The following is an 18,007-nucleotide window of genomic DNA, read 5'->3' as shown; positions in this document are numbered from 1 at the left end:
CCGTTTGTTAATTACTGCTGGGCTTTTGTTGCCGCACCAGAGATTGCGCTACCACCTTCAGAAATATCCTGACCGACGCCACGCGTGGTATTACAGGCCGTTAACACCGAAGAAAGTACCAGGACTGAAAAGATCGCTGCAATTGTCTTCTTAACCATAATATCTTCCTTTTATAGCCAAAGTTGTTTTGTGTATAGCAACTTAAGAATAGACAAGATCCCGTCGGCTGACGGAAAAGGAAGCATTTTTAGGAAAATTAGACGAACTTAGCTGGCGGCGTGAGAAATGATATGACCGAGATCCTGGATATCTTGTCCCATTCCACGCGTGGTGTTACAGCCGGAGAGTAATGCGCTGGAAAGCGCTAACAGAAGCAGAATTTTAACGGTACGTTTCATCATCCCTGCCTGTAAAAATCAGGCGCAGCGGGCGCTGCGCCTTCAATCATCACGTAAATTACTTCACGCGGGATACGTATTCGCCGGAGCGGGTATCCACTTTGATCACTTCGCCAGTCTGAACGAACAGTGGAACTTTAACCACTGCGCCGGTAGACAGTTTGGCTGGCTTACCACCGGTACCTGCGGTGTCGCCTTTCAGACCTGGATCGGTTTCAACGATTTCCAGCTCAACGAAGTTAGGTGGGGTCACAGCGATAGGCTGGCCATTCCACAGGGTCACGATGCACTCGGCCTGATCCAGCAGCCATTTCGCGCTGTCACCTACCGCTTTCTCATCAGCAGACAGCTGTTCGAAAGTAGAGTTGTTCATGAAATGATAGAACTCACCGTCGTTGTACAGATAGGTCAGGTTCATATCAACAACATCAGCGCCTTCAGCGGAGTCAGTAGACTTGAAGGTTTTCTCAACACGGGTACCGGTCAGCAGACGGCGCAGCTTAACGCGTGCGAATGCCTGGCCTTTACCTGGTTTAACGAATTCGCTGGCTTCAACCGCGTACGGTTCGCCGTCCATCATGATTTTAAGACCAGCACGAAAATCGTTGCTATAGTACGTTGCCATAAGGCCCTCTAAATTTGTTAACTGGTAGCTAAGCCACAAAATGGCGCATATTGTAACCCTAAACACCCCGTCCAGAGAAGATTGGTTATCGCAACTTGCCGATGTAATCACCAGTCCTGATGAATTGCTGCGTCTTTTAGACCTCGATCAGCACCCAGAGTTGCTTGCAGGACGCGAGGCAAAGCGCCTTTTCGCCCTGCGCGTTCCCCGTGCGTTTGTGGCACGGATGGAGAAAGGCAACCCCGACGATCCACTTTTAAAACAAACACTTACTTCGCAGAATGAATTTGTCACCGCGCCGGGTTATAGCACCGATCCTCTGGAAGAGCAGAACAGTGTGGTGCCAGGTTTACTGCATAAGTATCTCAACCGAGCCCTGCTGCTGGTAAAAGGTGGCTGCGCGGTAAATTGTCGTTATTGCTTCCGTCGGCACTTCCCGTATGCGGAAAATCAGGGCAATAAACGCAACTGGCAGGTCGCGCTGGACTATATTGCCGCCCATCCGGAGCTGGACGAGATTATTTTTTCCGGTGGCGATCCGCTGATGGCGAAAGATCACGAGCTGGACTGGCTGCTGACTCAGCTTGAAGCCATCCCGCACATTAAGCGTCTGCGCATTCACAGCCGTTTACCGATTGTCATTCCGGCGCGTATCACTGACGGCCTGGTGTCGCGCCTGGAGCAGTCTCGACTGCAGGTGCTGCTGGTGAACCACATTAACCACGCGAACGAAATTGGCGATGATTTTCGCGCGGCGATGGCGCGTCTGCGTAAAGCGGGCGTGACGCTGCTAAACCAGAGCGTGCTGCTGCGTGGCGTGAATGATAGCGCCCACGTGCTGGCTGACCTGAGCAATGCCCTGTTTGATGCCGGAGTAATGCCCTATTACCTGCACGTGCTGGATCGCGTTCAGGGTGCGGCACATTTCATGGTAACGGATGAAGAAGCCCGGCAGATTATGCGCGAACTGTTAACGCTGGTTTCAGGCTATATGGTGCCGAAACTGGCACGTGAGATTGGCGGTGAGCCAAGCAAGACGCCGCTGGATTTACAGTTGCGGCAGCACTAATTTCCCCTCACCCTAACCCTCTCCCAACGGGAGAGGGAAAAAGGCAATCAGTTCGGGCACTTGTAGACCTGGCCATTCATCTGGCTGGCGGTCGGCACGAAGCTGGACAGCATACTCTGCGTTGGGCTGCTTACGCCGTAAATCACGTTCCCACCCATGGCCGCAGCCTGGTTACGCAGGGCATTCGCCGCACCGCGCATAGAACCACCTTCCTCGCCATGCTGACCTGACATCCAGTTGCTTTGCTCACCGGTTGCGGTGCCTAACAGCTGACATTCACTGCCAGGCTTATCTTCCACAAAGCGAACGCCCTGGCCCGCTGCCGACAGTTCATTGCTGGAGCTACAACCCGCCAGCAGCAATGCTGCTCCTACGATCCCTGCACAGACTTTTACGCGCATGTTATTCCTCGTTTTCAATAAGCTGGACAGTAGTTGTCCGTGTGTAAACCTTATACCTAAAAGATGACCAAAAGAAAAACCCCCGAGCATTTCTGCCCGGGGGTTTTTCACATTCTACGACGTAGAACGCACGATTACATCATGCCGCCCATACCGCCCATGCCGCCCATACCAGCAGCACCTAAGTCAGGTGCGTCGCCTTTAGGCATGTCGGTCACCATGCACTCGGTAGTGATCATCAGGCCAGCAACAGATGCCGCGTACTGCAGAGCAGAACGGGTCACTTTAGTTGGGTCCAGGATACCGAAGTCGATCATGTTGCCGTATTCTTCAGTCGCTGCGTTGTAACCGTAGTTACCTTCGCCCGCTTTCACGTTGTTCGCAACCACAGATGGCTCTTCACCGGCGTTGGATACGATCTGACGCAGAGGTGCTTCCATTGCACGCAGTGCAACTTTGATACCCACGTTCTGATCTTCGTTCTGCGCAGTCAGGCCAGCCAGTTTAGCGGCAACGCGCACCAGCGCAACACCACCACCAGCAACCACGCCTTCTTCTACCGCAGCACGGGTCGCGTGCAGGGCATCGTCAACGCGTGCTTTCTTCTCTTTCATTTCAACTTCGGTCGCTGCGCCCACTTTGATTACGGCAACACCGCCTGCCAGTTTCGCTACGCGCTCCTGCAGTTTTTCACGGTCGTAATCAGAGGTGGCTTCTTCGATCTGCTTACGGATCTGACCAACGCGGCCCTGAATAGCGGCTTCTTCACCTACGCCATCAATGATGGTGGTGGTGTCTTTGTTGATCACAACACGTTTAGCCTGGCCGAGGTCTTCCAGGGTCGCTTTTTCCAGCTCCATACCGATCTCTTCAGAGATAACGGTACCGCCAGTCAGAGTAGCGATATCCTGAAGCATCGCTTTACGGCGATCGCCGAAGCCAGGTGCTTTCACCGCAGCCACTTTCACGATACCACGCATGGTGTTAACCACCAGGGTCGCCAGCGCTTCGCCTTCAACGTCTTCAGCGATGATAACCAGCGGTTTGCCTGCTTTCGCAACGGCTTCCAGCACTGGCAGCATTTCGCGGATGTTGGAGATTTTCTTGTCAGCCAGCAGGATGAACGGGCTTTCCAGTTCAACAGCACCAGTCTCTGGCTTGTTGATGAAGTATGGGGACAGGTAACCGCGGTCGAACTGCATACCTTCAACCACGTCCAGTTCGTCTTCCAGACCGGTACCGTCTTCAACGGTGATGACGCCTTCTTTACCGACTTTGTCCATCGCTTCCGCGATCAGTTTACCTACGGTTTCGTCGGAGTTAGCGGAGATGGTACCTACCTGAGCAATCGCTTTAGAGTCAGAGCATGGTACAGACAGCGTTTTCAGTTCTTCAACCGCAGCAGCGACAGCTTTGTCGATACCACGTTTCAGATCCATTGGGTTCATGCCCGCAGCAACGGCTTTCAGACCTTCGGTGATGATAGCCTGCGCCAGTACGGTCGCGGTGGTGGTACCGTCGCCAGCAGCGTCGTTCGCTTTAGAGGCAACTTCTTTCACCATCTGCGCACCCATGTTTTCAAACTTGTCTTCCAGCTCGATTTCACGTGCAACGGAAACACCATCTTTGGTGATGGTTGGCGCGCCGAAGGATTTATCCAGCACTACGTTACGGCCTTTCGGGCCCAGAGTTACTTTAACTGCATCTGCCAGTACGTTTACGCCGCGGAGCATTTTTACACGAGCGTCGTTACCGAATTTTACGTCTTTAGCTGCCATGTTCTTATTTCCTCAAATTCTCGTGCGTAAATTACGCTTCAACAATTGCCAGAATGTCGCTCTCGGACATGATCAACACTTCTTCATTGTCGATCTTCTCGGATTTCACGCCGTAGCCATCGTTGAAAATTACGATGTCACCAACTTTAACGTCCAGTGGCTGCACAGTTCCGTTTTCCAGGATGCGGCCCTTACCGACAGCGATGATTTCGCCACGCGTTGATTTGGCTGCTGCAGAACCGGTCAGAACGATACCGCCAGCAGACTTGGTTTCAACTTCTTTACGTTTGACGATCACACGATCATGTAACGGACGAATACTCATTGATAGCTCTCCTTTGAGAAAGTCATTATCAGTTATGGATGACGCCGGCCCGCATGCGGTTTTCCGACTAGTGCCCTGAGAGATGGGGATAGCTTTTTACCCCTTCAAGGGGGAGTTGAAAAAAAAATTTGCGAAAGTGTTACCATCGCCTCTCTTTTAGTACTGGCAGGGCGATGTCAATGAGTGGACTCAAGCAGGAGTTGGGGCTGGCGCAAGGCGTTGGCCTGCTCTCAACCTCCTTGTTAGGGACGGGCGTGTTTGCCGTACCCGCACTGGCGGCGATGGTTGCCGGAAATAACAGCCTGTGGGCGTGGCCGGTACTGATTGCGCTGGTTTTCCCAATAGCCATTGTGTTTGCCATCCTGGGGCGACATTTTCCCAGCGCGGGCGGCGTGGCGCATTTTGTCGGGCTGGCCTTTGGCCCGCGGTTGCAGCGTGTTACCGGCTGGCTGTTTCTCTCCGTCATTCCGGTTGGCCTGCCTGCGGCGCTTCATATTGCGACCGGCTTTGGCCAGGCGTTGTTTGGTTGGCATAACGAGCAACTGCTGTTGGCCGAACTGGGTACGCTGGCGATTGTCTGGTGGGTCGGTTCGCGCGGAGCCAGTTCCAGTGCCAATCTGCAAACGCTGGTCGCAATCCTTATCGTCGCACTGATTGTCGCTATCTGGTGGGCAGGAAATCTCACCGTAGCGGAAATTCCCTTCCCGGCACTCAAGGATGTCGACCATTCGCAGCTTTTCGCTGCGCTCTCCGTCATGTTCTGGTGCTTTGTTGGACTTGAAGCGTTCGCTCATCTGGCTTCTGAGTTTACGCAACCTGAACGCGATTTCCCGCGCGCGCTGATGATTGGTCTGTTGTTGGCGGGAACGGTCTATTGGGCGTGTACCGTGCTTGTGTTGCACTTTAACGCATTCGGGGCGGATAAAGCGGCTGCCGCCTCGCTACCAGGCATTGTGGTGCAATTGTTTGGGGTGAAAGCCCTTTGGGTGGCCTGCGTGATTGGTTATCTCGCCTGTTTTGCCAGCCTCAATATCTACATTCAGAGTTTTGCCCGCCTGGTGTGGTCGCAAGCGTTGTATAAGCCTGAAAGCCGGCTCGCGCGTCTGTCAAAACGCCAGCTTCCATTAACTGCTCTGAATGCCGTGCTGGGTTGTTGCGTGCTGAGTACGCTGTGTATTTACGCCCTGAATATCAATCTGGATGCGCTGATCGTCTACGCCAACGGCATTTTCATTATGATCTATCTGCTGTGCATGCTGTCGGGTTGTCGGCTGCTGAAAGGTCGCTACAAAGTACTGGCGGTCATCGGAGGCGTGCTTTGCCTGTTACTACTGGCGATGGTGGGATGGAAGAGCGTGTACGCTATTGTCATGCTGGTAGGGCTGTGGCTGTTTTTACCAAAACGGCAGAATCCGTAGGCCCGGTAAGCGAAGCGCCACCGGGCAAAAAAATCACCGATCGTCTTTATGGTCTAAACGGTCGTGCTGTTCATCCTTACGCTGATACTCCCCTTCAAACGTATCACCCGGGCCGGTGCTGAACCCACCGCCCGGCATACGGCTAAAGCGCAGATGCGGCAGCAGCTTCATGGTCAGGTGCTTTTGCACCGGTGGCAGAAGCAATAAAAGGCCGAGGAAGTCGGTGAAGAACCCCGGCAGAATCAGCAGCAGACCCGCAATAATCAGAGACACGCTTTTGATCATCTCCGCGGCCGGGCTTTCACCAGCAGCCATCTTCTGCTGCATTATCAGGAAATTTTTGAAACCCTGATTACGCACCAGCGACATGCCGATGACAGAGGTGAAAATCACCAGAATCAGCGTCAGCAGGACGCCCAGCACATGGGCAACCTGGATGAAAATGGAAATCTCAATGTAAACATAGAGAAAGAAAGCAATAAACGGTATCCAGCGCACTGGCATCTCCTGTGTGGCAGGTGCCGTTGGGCCCCTGTCTGAATGTGTTCGCGACGCGCGTTTGTATGAGATGGTGACGGTTAGCGAAATTTCAATCAGTTTGCACGGATATTTTTTTTGGAAATATTAAAGCGGTGACTCATTTCACAGATTAATAATTATCATGGAATCGGCTCGATAATAAGTGATCCAGCTTACGGCAATTCGCTATCATCAGCATATGATCTCGAGCATCTGGCTGATTGAGGGAATAATCGTCGGTCAGAAAATATTCAAAACCACATTAATACTGTGTGTTTAGTACAATCCATCGGCAGCTTGAAAAGAAGGTTCACATGTTAAACAACATTCGTATCGAAGAAGACTTGTTGGGTACCAGGGAAGTTCCAGCGGATGCCTACTACGGTGTCCACACTCTGAGAGCGATTGAAAACTTCTACATCAGCAACAGCAAAATCAGCGACATCCCTGAATTTGTCCGTGGCATGGTGATGGTGAAAAAAGCCGCAGCACTGGCCAACAAAGAGCTGCAAACCATTCCTAAAAGCGCGGCAAATGCGATTATCGCGGCCTGCGATGAAGTGCTGAACAACGGCAAATGCATGGACCAGTTCCCGGTTGACGTCTATCAGGGCGGCGCGGGCACTTCTGTCAACATGAATACCAACGAAGTACTGGCAAACATTGGCCTGGAGCTGATGGGTCACCAGAAAGGTGAATACCAGTACCTGAACCCGAACGACCACGTTAATAAATGCCAGTCCACCAACGACGCCTACCCTACCGGTTTCCGTATCGCGGTGTATGCCTCCGTGGTGAAACTGGTGGACGCGATTAACCAGCTGGGCGATGGCTTCCAGCGTAAAGCGGTTGAGTTCCAGGATATCCTGAAAATGGGTCGTACCCAATTACAGGACGCAGTGCCAATGACCCTCGGCCAGGAATTCCACGCGTTTAACGTGCTGCTCAACGAAGAAACGAAAAACCTGCTGCGCACCTCCGAGTTGCTGCTTGAAGTGAACCTGGGCGCAACTGCCATCGGTACACGTCTGAACACTCCAGATGGCTATCAGCAACTGGCGGTACAGAAACTGGCTGAAGTCTCTAACCTGCCGGTTGTCCCTGCAGAAGACCTGATTGAAGCGACCTCCGACTGCGGCGCTTACGTGATGGTACACAGCGCCCTGAAACGTCTGGCGGTGAAACTGTCCAAAATCTGTAACGACCTGCGCCTGCTCTCCTCTGGTCCGCGTGCGGGTCTGAACGAAATCAACCTGCCAGAACTGCAGGCGGGTTCGTCCATCATGCCAGCCAAAGTGAACCCGGTTGTGCCTGAAGTGGTGAACCAGGTCTGCTTCAAAGTCATCGGTAACGACACGACCGTGACCATGGCCTCTGAAGCGGGTCAGTTGCAGCTGAACGTGATGGAACCAGTGATTGGCCAGGCGATGTTTGAATCCATCCACATCCTGACCAACGCCTGCTACAACCTGCTGGAAAAATGCATTAACGGCATCACAGCGAATAAAGAAGTCTGTGAAGGTTATGTCTACAACTCCATCGGGATCGTCACCTACCTCAACCCGTTCATCGGCCACCACAACGGTGACATCGTCGGTAAGATTTGCGCCGAAACCGGTAAGAGCGTACGTGAAGTGGTGCTGGAACGCGGACTGTTGACCGAAGCCGAGCTGGACGATATTTTCTCGGCCCAAAACCTGATGCACCCGGCATATAAAGCGAAACGATATACCGATGAAAGCGAACAGTAACCGTTCAGGCTAGGCTTCTTAAGGCACGTCACTTGTGACGTGCCTTTTTTCTTTATAAGCGTTACCAAAATACAACAATTCAATATCAACTTGTTAATAAGCAAGGCAGGTCCTTATGTTTGGAGCAGAACTCGTCATCGTCTTGTTGGCGATTTATTTGGGAGCAAGACTCGGGGGTATCGGCATCGGTTTTGCCGGCGGTCTCGGGGTGCTCGTTCTTACCCTTATCTTTCAGATCAAACCCGGTGCAATACCTTTTGACGTTATCGAAATCATCATGGCAGTTATTGCCGCTATCGCAGCGATGCAGGTGGCAGGCGGTATGGACTACCTGGTGAGTCTGGCGGAGCGTATGCTGCGCCGCCATCCAAAATACATCACCTTCCTTGCCCCACTGGTGACCTGGTTTATGACCATTCTCGCGGGAACCGGACACACCGCATTCTCCACGTTGCCGGTGATTACCGAAGTGGCGAAAGAGCAAGGTATTCGTCCTTCTCGTCCGCTCTCCATTGCGGTAGTTGCGTCGCAGATTGCAATCACCGCGTCGCCAATTTCCGCTGCCGTAGTCTTCTTCGCCGGTATTCTTGAACCGATGGGCGTGAGTTACCTGACGCTGCTGGCGATCTGTATTCCAGTGACGCTGATTGCGGTGATGATTACTGCCGTACTGTGTAACTTCCTTGGCGCCGAACTGAAAGACGATCCGGTGTATCAGGAACGTCTGGCTAAGGGTGAAGTGAAACTGCGTGGTAGCCAGGTCTTCGAACTGAAACCGCATGCAAAACGCTCCGTATTGCTGTTCCTGATCGGTATCGTCGCAGTCATGTTCTACGCGACCGCCATCAGTGACACGGTGGGCTTGATCCAGAACCCGGTGCTGCCGCGTAACGAAGCGATTGTGGTGTTCATGTTGACCATCGCTACGCTGATTAGCATCACCTGCAAAATTGACACCAGCGAAGTGCTGAACGCCAGCACCTTTAAATCCGGTATGAGCGCCTGTGTCTGCGTACTGGGCGTTGCATGGCTCGGTGATACCTTCGTGAAAGCACACATCAGCGACATTCAGACCGTTGCGGGTGACCTGCTGCACAACTACCCATGGCTGTTGGCGGTAGTCCTGTTCTTCGCCGCTACCCTGCTTTACTCTCAGGCGGCGACCACCAAAGCACTGATGCCTGCAGCACTGATGCTGGGCGTAACGCCACTGACGGCAATCGCTTCGTTTGCGGCGGTTTCTGCTCTGTTTGTTCTTCCAACCTATCCAACTCTGCTGGCCGCAGTGGAGATGGACGACACCGGCTCAACCCGTATCGGTAAATACGTGTTTAACCATGCGTTCCTGATCCCGGGTGTGGTCGCCATTACGTTGTGCGTGATCCTCGGATTTATCATCGGCGGCATCGTGCTGTAAACCATACGTTGTTGTAAAAATAATTAAAATCGGGCCGCTCTGCGGCCCGATTCATTAATGACCAATCGCCTCGCGTGATATAGTGAAGACTTTCGTGATGAGGAGGTCGACTTGTGAACACGCCTGATGCTGTTGTCGTATTGTGCACCGCCCCTGATGAAGCCTCTGCCCAGGATCTCGCCGCCAAAGTGCTGGCCGAAAAACTGGCTGCCTGCGTGACGCTCCTCCCCGGAGCCACCTCCCTTTACTGCTGGGAAGGTAAACTGGAGCAGGAGTACGAAGTCCAGATGCTGTTAAAAACGAATCAGGCGAACCAGCAGGCACTCCTGGACTGCCTCAAATCTCATCATCCTTACCAAACCCCAGAGCTGCTGGTGTTGCCAGTAGTCCACGGCGATAACGACTATCTCTCATGGCTCAACGCTTCCTTACGCTGATCCTGCTGCTGTGCAGCACGTCAGTATTTGCCGGGTTGTTTGACGCACCCGGCCGTTCGAATTTTATCCCTGCCGACCAGGCGTTCATTTTCGATTTTCAGCAAAATCAGCACGACCTGAATCTCAACTGGCAGGTCAAAGAGGGGTATTACCTCTACCGCAAGCAGGTAAGCATCACGCCAGCTCAGGCAAACGTGGGCGCTTTACAGATGCCCCCAGGCGAGTGGCATGAGGATGAGTTTTACGGCAAAAGTGAAATCTATCGCCAGCGCCTGAGCGTGCCTGTTACGGTGAATCAGGCCGATAAAGGCGCCACGCTGACGGTGACCTATCAGGGGTGTGCGGATGCCGGGTTCTGTTATCCCCCTGAAACGAAGGTGGTTCCACTCAGTGAAGTGAAAGCGTCAACCACGGTTACCCCTCTTCCTTCGGGCGAGAAGCGTGAAGCTCCCGCTGACCTTCCGTTCTCCGCACTGTGGGCCTTACTGATTGGAATTGGCATTGCTTTTACCCCCTGCGTGCTACCGATGTATCCGCTCATCTCTGGCATCGTGCTGGGCGGTAAGCAACGCCTTTCCACCGCCCGCGCGCTGCTGCTGGCCTTTATTTACGTGCAGGGTATGGCGCTTACCTATACGGCGCTCGGCCTTGTGGTCGCCGCTGCCGGGTTACAGTTCCAGGCAGCACTGCAGCATCCTTACGTTCTTATTGGCTTGTCGGCGATCTTCATCCTGCTGGCACTGTCGATGTTCGGCCTGTTTACCCTGCAGTTACCGTCGGCTTTGCAAACCCGCTTAACGCTGATGAGTAACCGTCAGCAGGGGGGCTCTGCAGGCGGCGTGTTTGCGATGGGGGCGATTGCCGGTCTGATTTGTTCCCCGTGTACTACGGCCCCACTGAGCGCCATCCTGCTCTACATCGCCCAGAGCGGCAATATGTGGCTCGGCGGGGGTACGTTGTACCTTTATGCTTTAGGGATGGGTCTACCGCTCATTCTGGTAACAGTATTTGGTAATCGTCTGCTGCCTAAGAGTGGTCCGTGGATGGAAACGGTGAAAACCGCGTTTGGCTTTGTCATCCTCGCGCTGCCGGTATTCCTCCTTGAGCGTATCATTGGCGACGTCTGGGGCTTGCGCCTGTGGGCGATGCTCGGCGTAGCATTCTTTGCCTGGGCATTTCTCGTCAGCCTGGGGGCGAAACAGCCATGGATGCGCCTGGTGCAAATCCTGCTGCTGGCTGCCGCGCTGGTGAGCATACGCCCTCTGCAGGACTGGGCGTTCGGCACACCGGTGGGTCAGACACAAGCGCATCTGAACTTCACCCAAATTAAAAACGTGGATGAACTCAACAGCGCCCTGGCAGAGGCAAAAGGTAAACCGGTGATGCTCGATCTCTATGCTGACTGGTGTGTCGCCTGTAAAGAGTTCGAAAAATACACCTTTAGCGATCCACAGGTGCAAAGTGCCCTGAAAGAGACTGTTCTCCTCCAGGTGAACGTTACAGCCAACAGTGCACAGGACAAGGTCCTGCTGAAACAACTTAATGTTCTCGGTCTGCCAACCATTTTGTTCTTCAATGAACAGGGGAAAGAGCAGCCGGAACAGCGCGTAACCGGGTTTATGGATGCGGCGGCTTTCAGCACACATTTGCGCGATCGCCAACCGTAAACAACACTTTAGACGGGACAAACCGTTGGGAATAGCGGAGGAGAAAACCGTGCAACGTGAAGACGTACTGGGACAAGCCCTGCAATTACTTGAGATTCAAGGGATCGCCAGCACCACGCTTGAGATGGTAGCCGACCGTATCGATTACCCTCTGGATGAGCTTAAGCGCTTCTGGCCGGATAAAGAGGCTCTGCTTTATGATGCTCTGCGCTATCTCAGCCAGCAGGTTGATGTCTGGCGCAGGCAACTGATGCTGAACGAAGAACTGACAGCGGAACAAAAGCTGCTGGCGCGCTATACCGCCCTGACCGAATGTGTCAGTAACAACCGTTATCCGGGCTGCCTGTTTATTGCAGCCTGTACGTTCTATCCTGACCCTGGCCATCCTATCCATCAGTTGGCGGATCAGCAAAAACGGGCGGCGCATGACTTCACCCACGAACTGCTGACCACACTGGAAGTGGATGACCCGGCAATGGTGGCTAAGCAGATGGAGCTCGTGCTGGAGGGTTGTCTGAGCCGCATGCTGGTAAACCGTAGCCAGGCTGATGTCGATACGGCACATCGCCTGGCTGAAGACATTCTGCGCTTTGCTCAATGCCGTATGGGCGGAGCATTGACGTAAACGAATCGGCTAAATTGGGCTGATTCGGCGCGTAAACCGTCAGATTGCCGCAAACTTAAGCAGTTGAACAGCTTTTCCTGAAATAAGGTTGACGATAAGGCCTGATTGCGGTTTAATGCGCTCCGTTGCCCGGATAGCTCAGTCGGTAGAGCAGGGGATTGAAAATCCCCGTGTCCTTGGTTCGATTCCGAGTCCGGGCACCACTATTTAAAGAACCCAGCCTATGGCTGGGTTTTTGCTTTTCTGCGTTTATCAAACCTCAAATGTTGTTTCCACCGCTTAAATCATCTTTCAAAGAAACCAAGTGGCTGGCCTTACCATGTTCTATGGGCGCTACTGAAGGCAAGGCAAAGTCACTACCTGACATTTTTCACGCACAAAGCAAAAAACCCCGCACCTTACGGTACGGGGTTCTTCCTGATTGATGCCTGGCAGTTCCCTACTCTCACATGGGGAGACCCCACACTACCATCGGCGCTACGGCGTTTCACTTCTGAGTTCGGCATGGGGTCAGGTGGGACCACCGCGCTAAAGCCGCCAGGCAAATTCTGTTAAATCTGTATCAGGCTGAAATTTGATTGTCTGTCTCTTCGCCGAAACACCTTCGGCGTTGTAAGGTTAAGCCTCACGGTTCATTAGTATCGGTTAGCTCAACGCATCGCTGCGCTTACACACCCGACCTATCAACGTCGTAGTCTTCAACGTTCCTTCAGGACTCTCAAGGAGTCAGGGAGAACTCATCTCGGGGCAAGTTTCGTGCTTAGATGCTTTCAGCACTTATCTCTTCCGCATTTAGCTACCGGGCAATGCCATTGGCATGACAACCCGAACACCAGTGATGCGTCCACTCCGGTCCTCTCGTACTAGGAGCAGCCCCCCTCAATTCTCCAGCGCCCACGGCAGATAGGGACCGAACTGTCTCACGACGTTCTAAACCCAGCTCGCGTACCACTTTAAATGGCGAACAGCCATACCCTTGGGACCTACTTCAGCCCCAGGATGTGATGAGCCGACATCGAGGTGCCAAACACCGCCGTCGATATGAACTCTTGGGCGGTATCAGCCTGTTATCCCCGGAGTACCTTTTATCCGTTGAGCGATGGCCCTTCCATTCAGAACCACCGGATCACTATGACCTGCTTTCGCACCTGCTCGAGCCGTCACTCTCGCAGTCAAGCTAGCTTATGCCATTGCACTAACCTCCTGATGTCCGACCAGGATTAGCTAACCTTCGTGCTCCTCCGTTACTCTTTGGGAGGAGACCGCCCCAGTCAAACTACCCACCAGACACTGTCCGCAACCCGGATTACGGGTCTACGTTAGAACACCAGCCATTAAAGGGTGGTATTTCAAGGGCGGCTCCACGCAGACTGGCGTCCACGCTTCAAAGCCTCCCACCTATCCTACACATCAAGGACCAGTGTTCAGTGTCAAGCTATAGTAAAGGTTCACGGGGTCTTTCCGTCTTGCCGCGGGTACACTGCATCTTCACAGCGAGTTCAATTTCACTGAGTCTCGGGTGGAGACAGCCTGGCCATCATTACGCCATTCGTGCAGGTCGGAACTTACCCGACAAGGAATTTCGCTACCTTAGGACCGTTATAGTTACGGCCGCCGTTTACCGGGGCTTCGATCAAGAGCTTCGCGTTACCGCTAACCCCATCAATTAACCTTCCGGCACCGGGCAGGCGTCACACCGTATACGTCCACTTTCGTGTTTGCACAGTGCTGTGTTTTTAATAAACAGTTGCAGCCAGCTGGTATCTTCGACTGATTTCAGCTCCACCCGCAGGGGCTTCACCTACATATCAGCGTGCCTTCTCCCGAAGTTACGGCACCATTTTGCCTAGTTCCTTCACCCGAGTTCTCTCAAGCGCCTTGGTATTCTCTACCTGACCACCTGTGTCGGTTTGGGGTACGATTTGATGTTACCTGATGCTTAGAGGCTTTTCCTGGAAGCAGGGCATTTGTTACTTCAGCACCGTAGTGCCTCGTCATCACACCTCAGCGTTAATAAACGACCGGATTTACCTAATCGTTCCGCCTACATGCTTAAACCGGGACAACCGTCGCCCGGCTAACATAGCCTTCTCCGTCCCCCCTTCGCAGTAACACCAAGTACAGGAATATTAACCTGTTTCCCATCGACTACGCCTTTCGGCCTCGCCTTAGGGGTCGACTCACCCTGCCCCGATTAACGTTGGACAGGAACCCTTGGTCTTCCGGCGTGCGGGCTTTTCACCCGCATTATCGTTACTTATGTCAGCATTCGCACTTCTGATACCTCCAGCATCCCTCACAGGACACCTTCAACGGCTTACAGAACGCTCCCCTACCCAACAACGCATAAGCGTCGCTGCCGCAGCTTCGGTGCATGGTTTAGCCCCGTTACATCTTCCGCGCAGGCCGACTCGACCAGTGAGCTATTACGCTTTCTTTAAATGATGGCTGCTTCTAAGCCAACATCCTGGCTGTCTGTGCCTTCCCACATCGTTTCCCACTTAACCATGACTTTGGGACCTTAGCTGGCGGTCTGGGTTGTTTCCCTTCACGACGGACGTTAGCACCCGCCGTGTGTCTCCCGTGATAACATTCTTCGGTATTCGTAGTTTGCATCGGGTTGGTAAGCCGGGATGGCCCCCTAGCCGAAACAGTGCTCTACCCCGAAGATGAGTTCACGAGGCGCTACCTAAATAGCTTTCGGGGAGAACCAGCTATCTCCCGGTTTGATTGGCCTTTCACCCCCAGCCACAAGTCATCCGCTAATTTTTCAACATTAGTCGGTTCGGTCCTCCAGTTAGTGTTACCCAACCTTCAACCTGCCCATGGCTAGATCACCGGGTTTCGGGTCTATACCCTGCAACTTAACGCCCAGTTAAGACTCGGTTTCCCTTCGGCTCCCCTATACGGTTAACCTTGCTACAGAATATAAGTCGCTGACCCATTATACAAAAGGTACGCAGTCACACCACGAAGGTGCTCCCACTGCTTGTACGTACACGGTTTCAGGTTCTTTTTCACTCCCCTCGCCGGGGTTCTTTTCGCCTTTCCCTCACGGTACTGGTTCACTATCGGTCAGTCAGGAGTATTTAGCCTTGGAGGATGGTCCCCCCATATTCAGACAGGATACCACGTGTCCCGCCCTACTCTTCGAGTTCACAGCCTGTGCATTTTCGTGTACGGGACTATCACCCTGTACCGTCGGACTTTCCAGACCGTTCCACTAACACACAAGCTGATTCAGACTCTGGGCTGCTCCCCGTTCGCTCGCCGCTACTGGGGAATCTCGGTTGATTTCTTTTCCTCGGGGTACTTAGATGTTTCAGTTCCCCCGGTTCGCCTCGTTAACCTATGTATTCAGTTAACGATAGTGTGACGAATCACACTGGGTTTCCCCATTCGGACATCGCCGGGTCAAAGGTTCATATCACCTCGCCGGCGCTTTTCGCAGATTAGCACGTCCTTCATCGCCTCTGACTGCCAGGGCATCCACCGTGTACGCTTAGTCGCTTAACCTCACAACCCGAAGATGTTTCTTTCGATTCATCATCGATTTGCGAAAATTTGAGAGACTCGAACACACATTAACTGTGTGTCGTTTCAATTTTCAGCTTGATCCAGATTTTTAAAGAGCAAAATTTCACAATGCACTTCGCAGTACATTTTGAAATTTATCATTCATCAGACAATCTGTGTGAGCACTACAAAGGCAGGTTCTTTAAGGTAAGGAGGTGATCCAACCGCAGGTTCCCCTACGGTTACCTTGTTACGACTTCACCCCAGTCATGAATCACAAAGTGGTAAGCGCCCTCCCGAAGGTTAAGCTACCTACTTCTTTTGCAACCCACTCCCATGGTGTGACGGGCGGTGTGTACAAGGCCCGGGAACGTATTCACCGTAGCATTCTGATCTACGATTACTAGCGATTCCGACTTCATGGAGTCGAGTTGCAGACTCCAATCCGGACTACGACGCACTTTATGAGGTCCGCTTGCTCTCGCGAGGTCGCTTCTCTTTGTATGCGCCATTGTAGCACGTGTGTAGCCCTACTCGTAAGGGCCATGATGACTTGACGTCATCCCCACCTTCCTCCAGTTTATCACTGGCAGTCTCCTTTGAGTTCCCGGCCGGACCGCTGGCAACAAAGGATAAGGGTTGCGCTCGTTGCGGGACTTAACCCAACATTTCACAACACGAGCTGACGACAGCCATGCAGCACCTGTCTCAGAGTTCCCGAAGGCACCAATCCATCTCTGGAAAGTTCTCTGGATGTCAAGAGTAGGTAAGGTTCTTCGCGTTGCATCGAATTAAACCACATGCTCCACCGCTTGTGCGGGCCCCCGTCAATTCATTTGAGTTTTAACCTTGCGGCCGTACTCCCCAGGCGGTCGACTTAACGCGTTAGCTCCGGAAGCCACGCCTCAAGGGCACAACCTCCAAGTCGACATCGTTTACGGCGTGGACTACCAGGGTATCTAATCCTGTTTGCTCCCCACGCTTTCGCACCTGAGCGTCAGTCTTTGTCCAGGGGGCCGCCTTCGCCACCGGTATTCCTCCAGATCTCTACGCATTTCACCGCTACACCTGGAATTCTACCCCCCTCTACAAGACTCTAGCCTGCCAGTTTCGAATGCAGTTCCCAGGTTGAGCCGGGGATTTCACATCCGACTTGACAGACCGCCTGCGTGCGCTTTACGCCCAGTAATTCCGATTAACGCTTGCACCCTCCGTATTACCGCGGCTGCTGGCACGGAGTTAGCCGGTGCTTCTTCTGCGGGTAACGTCAATTGCTGAGGTTATTAACCTCAGCACCTTCCTCCCCGCTGAAAGTACTTTACAACCCGAAGGCCTTCTTCATACACGCGGCATGGCTGCATCAGGCTTGCGCCCATTGTGCAATATTCCCCACTGCTGCCTCCGTAGGAGTCTGGACCGTGTCTCAGTTCCAGTGTGGCTGGTCATCCTCTCAGACCAGCTAGGGATCGTCGCCTAGGTGAGCCGTTACCCCACCTACTAGCTAATCCCATCTGGGCACATCTGATGGCAAGAGGCCCGAAGGTCCCCCTCTTTGGTCTTGCGACGTTATGCGGTATTAGCTACCGTTTCCAGTAGTTATCCCCCTCCATCAGGCAGTTTCCCAGACATTACTCACCCGTCCGCCGCTCGTCACCCGAGAGCAAGCTCTCTGTGCTACCGCTCGACTTGCATGTGTTAGGCCTGCCGCCAGCGTTCAATCTGAGCCATGATCAAACTCTTCAATTTAAAAGTTTGATGCTCAATGAATTAAACTTCGTAATGAATTACGTGTTCACTCGTTGAGACTTGGTATTCATTTTTCGTCCGGGGACGTTAAGAATCCATGTCACTTTGAGTGCCCACACAGATTGTCTGATAAATTGTTAAAGAGCAGTTGCAACGCGGCTTTCAGCTCATCGTTGCGAGGTGGCGTATATTACGCTTTCCTCTTTCAGAGTCAACCCGTTATTTCAGGATTTTTTCTCTTCAACCGACCGGGTTGTTTGTGAAGTGATTCACATCCGCCGTGTCGATGGAGGCGCATTATAGGGAGTTCTCCGC

General features: G+C 53.0%; 14 protein-coding genes, 1 tRNA gene and 3 rRNA genes. 8 read left to right on the top strand and 10 right to left on the bottom strand.

Annotation, left to right across the window (positions count from 1 at the left end):
• Nucleotides 1-11 precede the first annotated feature (11 nt).
• From ecnB to efp, 3 genes are all read right to left on the bottom strand, one after another.
• Complete coding sequence (gene ecnB, locus ACLHV8_RS01930) at nt 12-158, bottom strand: lipoprotein toxin entericidin B (RefSeq protein ID WP_003025482.1); 147 nt, start codon at nt 156-158, stop codon at nt 12-14.
• A 108-nt stretch (nt 159-266) separates the two neighbouring features.
• Entirely contained in the window at nt 267-398 is a 132-nt protein-coding gene (locus tag ACLHV8_RS01925; RefSeq protein ID WP_024907352.1) for an entericidin A/B family lipoprotein, read from the bottom strand.
• 58 nt (nt 399-456) lie between these two features.
• On the bottom strand, nt 457-1,023 hold the full coding sequence (gene efp / locus ACLHV8_RS01920) for an elongation factor P (RefSeq protein ID WP_010427766.1): 567 nt from the start codon (nt 1,021-1,023) through the stop codon (nt 457-459).
• A gap of 40 nt (nt 1,024-1,063) precedes the next feature.
• Between efp and epmB the strand changes: the two genes are divergently transcribed.
• A complete protein-coding gene (gene epmB / locus ACLHV8_RS01915; RefSeq protein WP_028016419.1) occupies nt 1,064-2,092 on the top strand; it encodes an EF-P beta-lysylation protein EpmB in 1,029 nt (342 codons plus the stop codon).
• A 47-nt stretch (nt 2,093-2,139) separates the two neighbouring features.
• On the opposite strand, the gene ACLHV8_RS01910 is transcribed toward epmB, so the two are convergent.
• From ACLHV8_RS01910 to ACLHV8_RS01900, 3 genes are all read right to left on the bottom strand, one after another.
• Nucleotides 2,140-2,493, bottom strand: coding sequence for a DUF4156 domain-containing protein (locus ACLHV8_RS01910; RefSeq protein ID WP_023310115.1), 354 nt, complete (start codon nt 2,491-2,493; stop codon nt 2,140-2,142).
• Between the two features lie 134 nt (nt 2,494-2,627).
• A complete protein-coding gene (gene groL, locus ACLHV8_RS01905) occupies nt 2,628-4,271 on the bottom strand; it encodes a chaperonin GroEL (protein WP_028016418.1) in 1,644 nt (547 codons plus the stop codon).
• Between the two features lie 31 nt (nt 4,272-4,302).
• Nucleotides 4,303-4,596 carry a co-chaperone GroES gene (locus ACLHV8_RS01900; protein ID WP_003855929.1) on the bottom strand — a complete coding sequence of 98 codons (294 nt, stop codon included), beginning with the start codon at nt 4,594-4,596 and terminating at the stop codon, nt 4,303-4,305.
• 179 nt (nt 4,597-4,775) lie between these two features.
• Between ACLHV8_RS01900 and yjeH the strand changes: the two genes are divergently transcribed.
• Nucleotides 4,776-6,014, top strand: a complete 1,239-nt coding sequence (yjeH, locus tag ACLHV8_RS01895; protein WP_208595126.1) for an L-methionine/branched-chain amino acid transporter — start codon at nt 4,776-4,778, stop codon at nt 6,012-6,014.
• Nucleotides 6,015-6,047: 33 nt separating this feature from the next.
• Here yjeH and ACLHV8_RS01890 read toward each other — a convergent pair whose 3' ends face one another.
• A complete protein-coding gene (locus tag ACLHV8_RS01890) occupies nt 6,048-6,512 on the bottom strand; it encodes an FxsA family protein (RefSeq protein ID WP_025758222.1) in 465 nt (154 codons plus the stop codon).
• Nucleotides 6,513-6,847: 335 nt separating this feature from the next.
• Here ACLHV8_RS01890 and aspA point away from each other — a divergent pair, with 335 nt between their 5' ends.
• From aspA to ACLHV8_RS01860, 6 genes are all read left to right on the top strand, one after another.
• Nucleotides 6,848-8,284 carry an aspartate ammonia-lyase gene (aspA, locus tag ACLHV8_RS01885; RefSeq protein WP_003855923.1) on the top strand — a complete coding sequence of 479 codons (1,437 nt, stop codon included), beginning with the start codon at nt 6,848-6,850 and terminating at the stop codon, nt 8,282-8,284.
• A 115-nt stretch (nt 8,285-8,399) separates the two neighbouring features.
• Nucleotides 8,400-9,701, top strand: coding sequence for an anaerobic C4-dicarboxylate transporter (locus ACLHV8_RS01880; protein WP_028016415.1), 1,302 nt, complete (start codon nt 8,400-8,402; stop codon nt 9,699-9,701).
• A 113-nt stretch (nt 9,702-9,814) separates the two neighbouring features.
• The gene (gene cutA, locus ACLHV8_RS01875) at nt 9,815-10,138 is read left to right on the top strand and encodes a divalent cation tolerance protein CutA (RefSeq protein WP_028016414.1); all 324 of its coding nucleotides are present in this window, start codon (nt 9,815-9,817) and stop codon (nt 10,136-10,138) included.
• On the top strand, nt 10,114-11,805 hold the full coding sequence (locus tag ACLHV8_RS01870) for a protein-disulfide reductase DsbD (protein WP_410376743.1): 1,692 nt from the start codon (nt 10,114-10,116) through the stop codon (nt 11,803-11,805). The genes cutA and ACLHV8_RS01870 overlap by 25 nt, the downstream gene beginning before the upstream one ends.
• A 49-nt stretch (nt 11,806-11,854) precedes the next feature.
• Nucleotides 11,855-12,430, top strand: a complete 576-nt coding sequence (locus ACLHV8_RS01865) for a transcriptional regulator (protein ID WP_028016412.1) — start codon at nt 11,855-11,857, stop codon at nt 12,428-12,430.
• A 127-nt stretch (nt 12,431-12,557) separates the two neighbouring features.
• A tRNA-Phe gene (locus ACLHV8_RS01860) sits at nt 12,558-12,633 on the top strand.
• Between the two features lie 223 nt (nt 12,634-12,856).
• On the opposite strand, the gene rrf is transcribed toward ACLHV8_RS01860, so the two are convergent.
• The 3 genes from rrf to ACLHV8_RS01845 form a co-directional block, all read right to left on the bottom strand.
• Nucleotides 12,857-12,972 (bottom strand): 5S ribosomal RNA (gene rrf / locus ACLHV8_RS01855).
• A gap of 72 nt (nt 12,973-13,044) precedes the next feature.
• Nucleotides 13,045-15,946: ribosomal RNA gene (locus tag ACLHV8_RS01850) — 23S ribosomal RNA — on the bottom strand.
• Between the two features lie 208 nt (nt 15,947-16,154).
• Nucleotides 16,155-17,692, bottom strand: a 16S ribosomal RNA gene (locus ACLHV8_RS01845).
• The 16S, 23S and 5S rRNA genes sit together here, the layout of an rRNA operon.
• Nucleotides 17,693-18,007: the final 315 nt, after the last annotated feature.

Source organism: Enterobacter sp. CPE_E863, from assembly GCF_046521465.1.
Lineage (GTDB): Bacteria > Pseudomonadota > Gammaproteobacteria > Enterobacterales > Enterobacteriaceae > Enterobacter > Enterobacter adelaidei.
Note: the sequence above shows the minus strand (reverse complement) of the source record. Positions and strands in the feature narration are given on the sequence as shown.

Coding starts and splice junctions, on each gene's coding strand:
- ecnB (WP_003025482.1), bottom strand. CDS start 158: ATGGTTAAGAAGACAATTGCAGCGATCTTTTCAGTCCTGGTACTTTCT.
- ACLHV8_RS01925 (WP_024907352.1), bottom strand. CDS start 398: ATGAAACGTACCGTTAAAATTCTGCTTCTGTTAGCGCTTTCCAGCGCA.
- efp (WP_010427766.1), bottom strand. CDS start 1,023: ATGGCAACGTACTATAGCAACGATTTTCGTGCTGGTCTTAAAATCATG.
- epmB (WP_028016419.1), top strand. CDS start 1,064: ATGGCGCATATTGTAACCCTAAACACCCCGTCCAGAGAAGATTGGTTA.
- ACLHV8_RS01910 (WP_023310115.1), bottom strand. CDS start 2,493: ATGCGCGTAAAAGTCTGTGCAGGGATCGTAGGAGCAGCATTGCTGCTG.
- groL (WP_028016418.1), bottom strand. CDS start 4,271: ATGGCAGCTAAAGACGTAAAATTCGGTAACGACGCTCGTGTAAAAATG.
- ACLHV8_RS01900 (WP_003855929.1), bottom strand. CDS start 4,596: ATGAGTATTCGTCCGTTACATGATCGTGTGATCGTCAAACGTAAAGAA.
- yjeH (WP_208595126.1), top strand. CDS start 4,776: ATGAGTGGACTCAAGCAGGAGTTGGGGCTGGCGCAAGGCGTTGGCCTG.
- aspA (WP_003855923.1), top strand. CDS start 6,848: ATGTTAAACAACATTCGTATCGAAGAAGACTTGTTGGGTACCAGGGAA.
- ACLHV8_RS01880 (WP_028016415.1), top strand. CDS start 8,400: ATGTTTGGAGCAGAACTCGTCATCGTCTTGTTGGCGATTTATTTGGGA.
- ACLHV8_RS01870 (WP_410376743.1), top strand. CDS start 10,114: ATGGCTCAACGCTTCCTTACGCTGATCCTGCTGCTGTGCAGCACGTCA.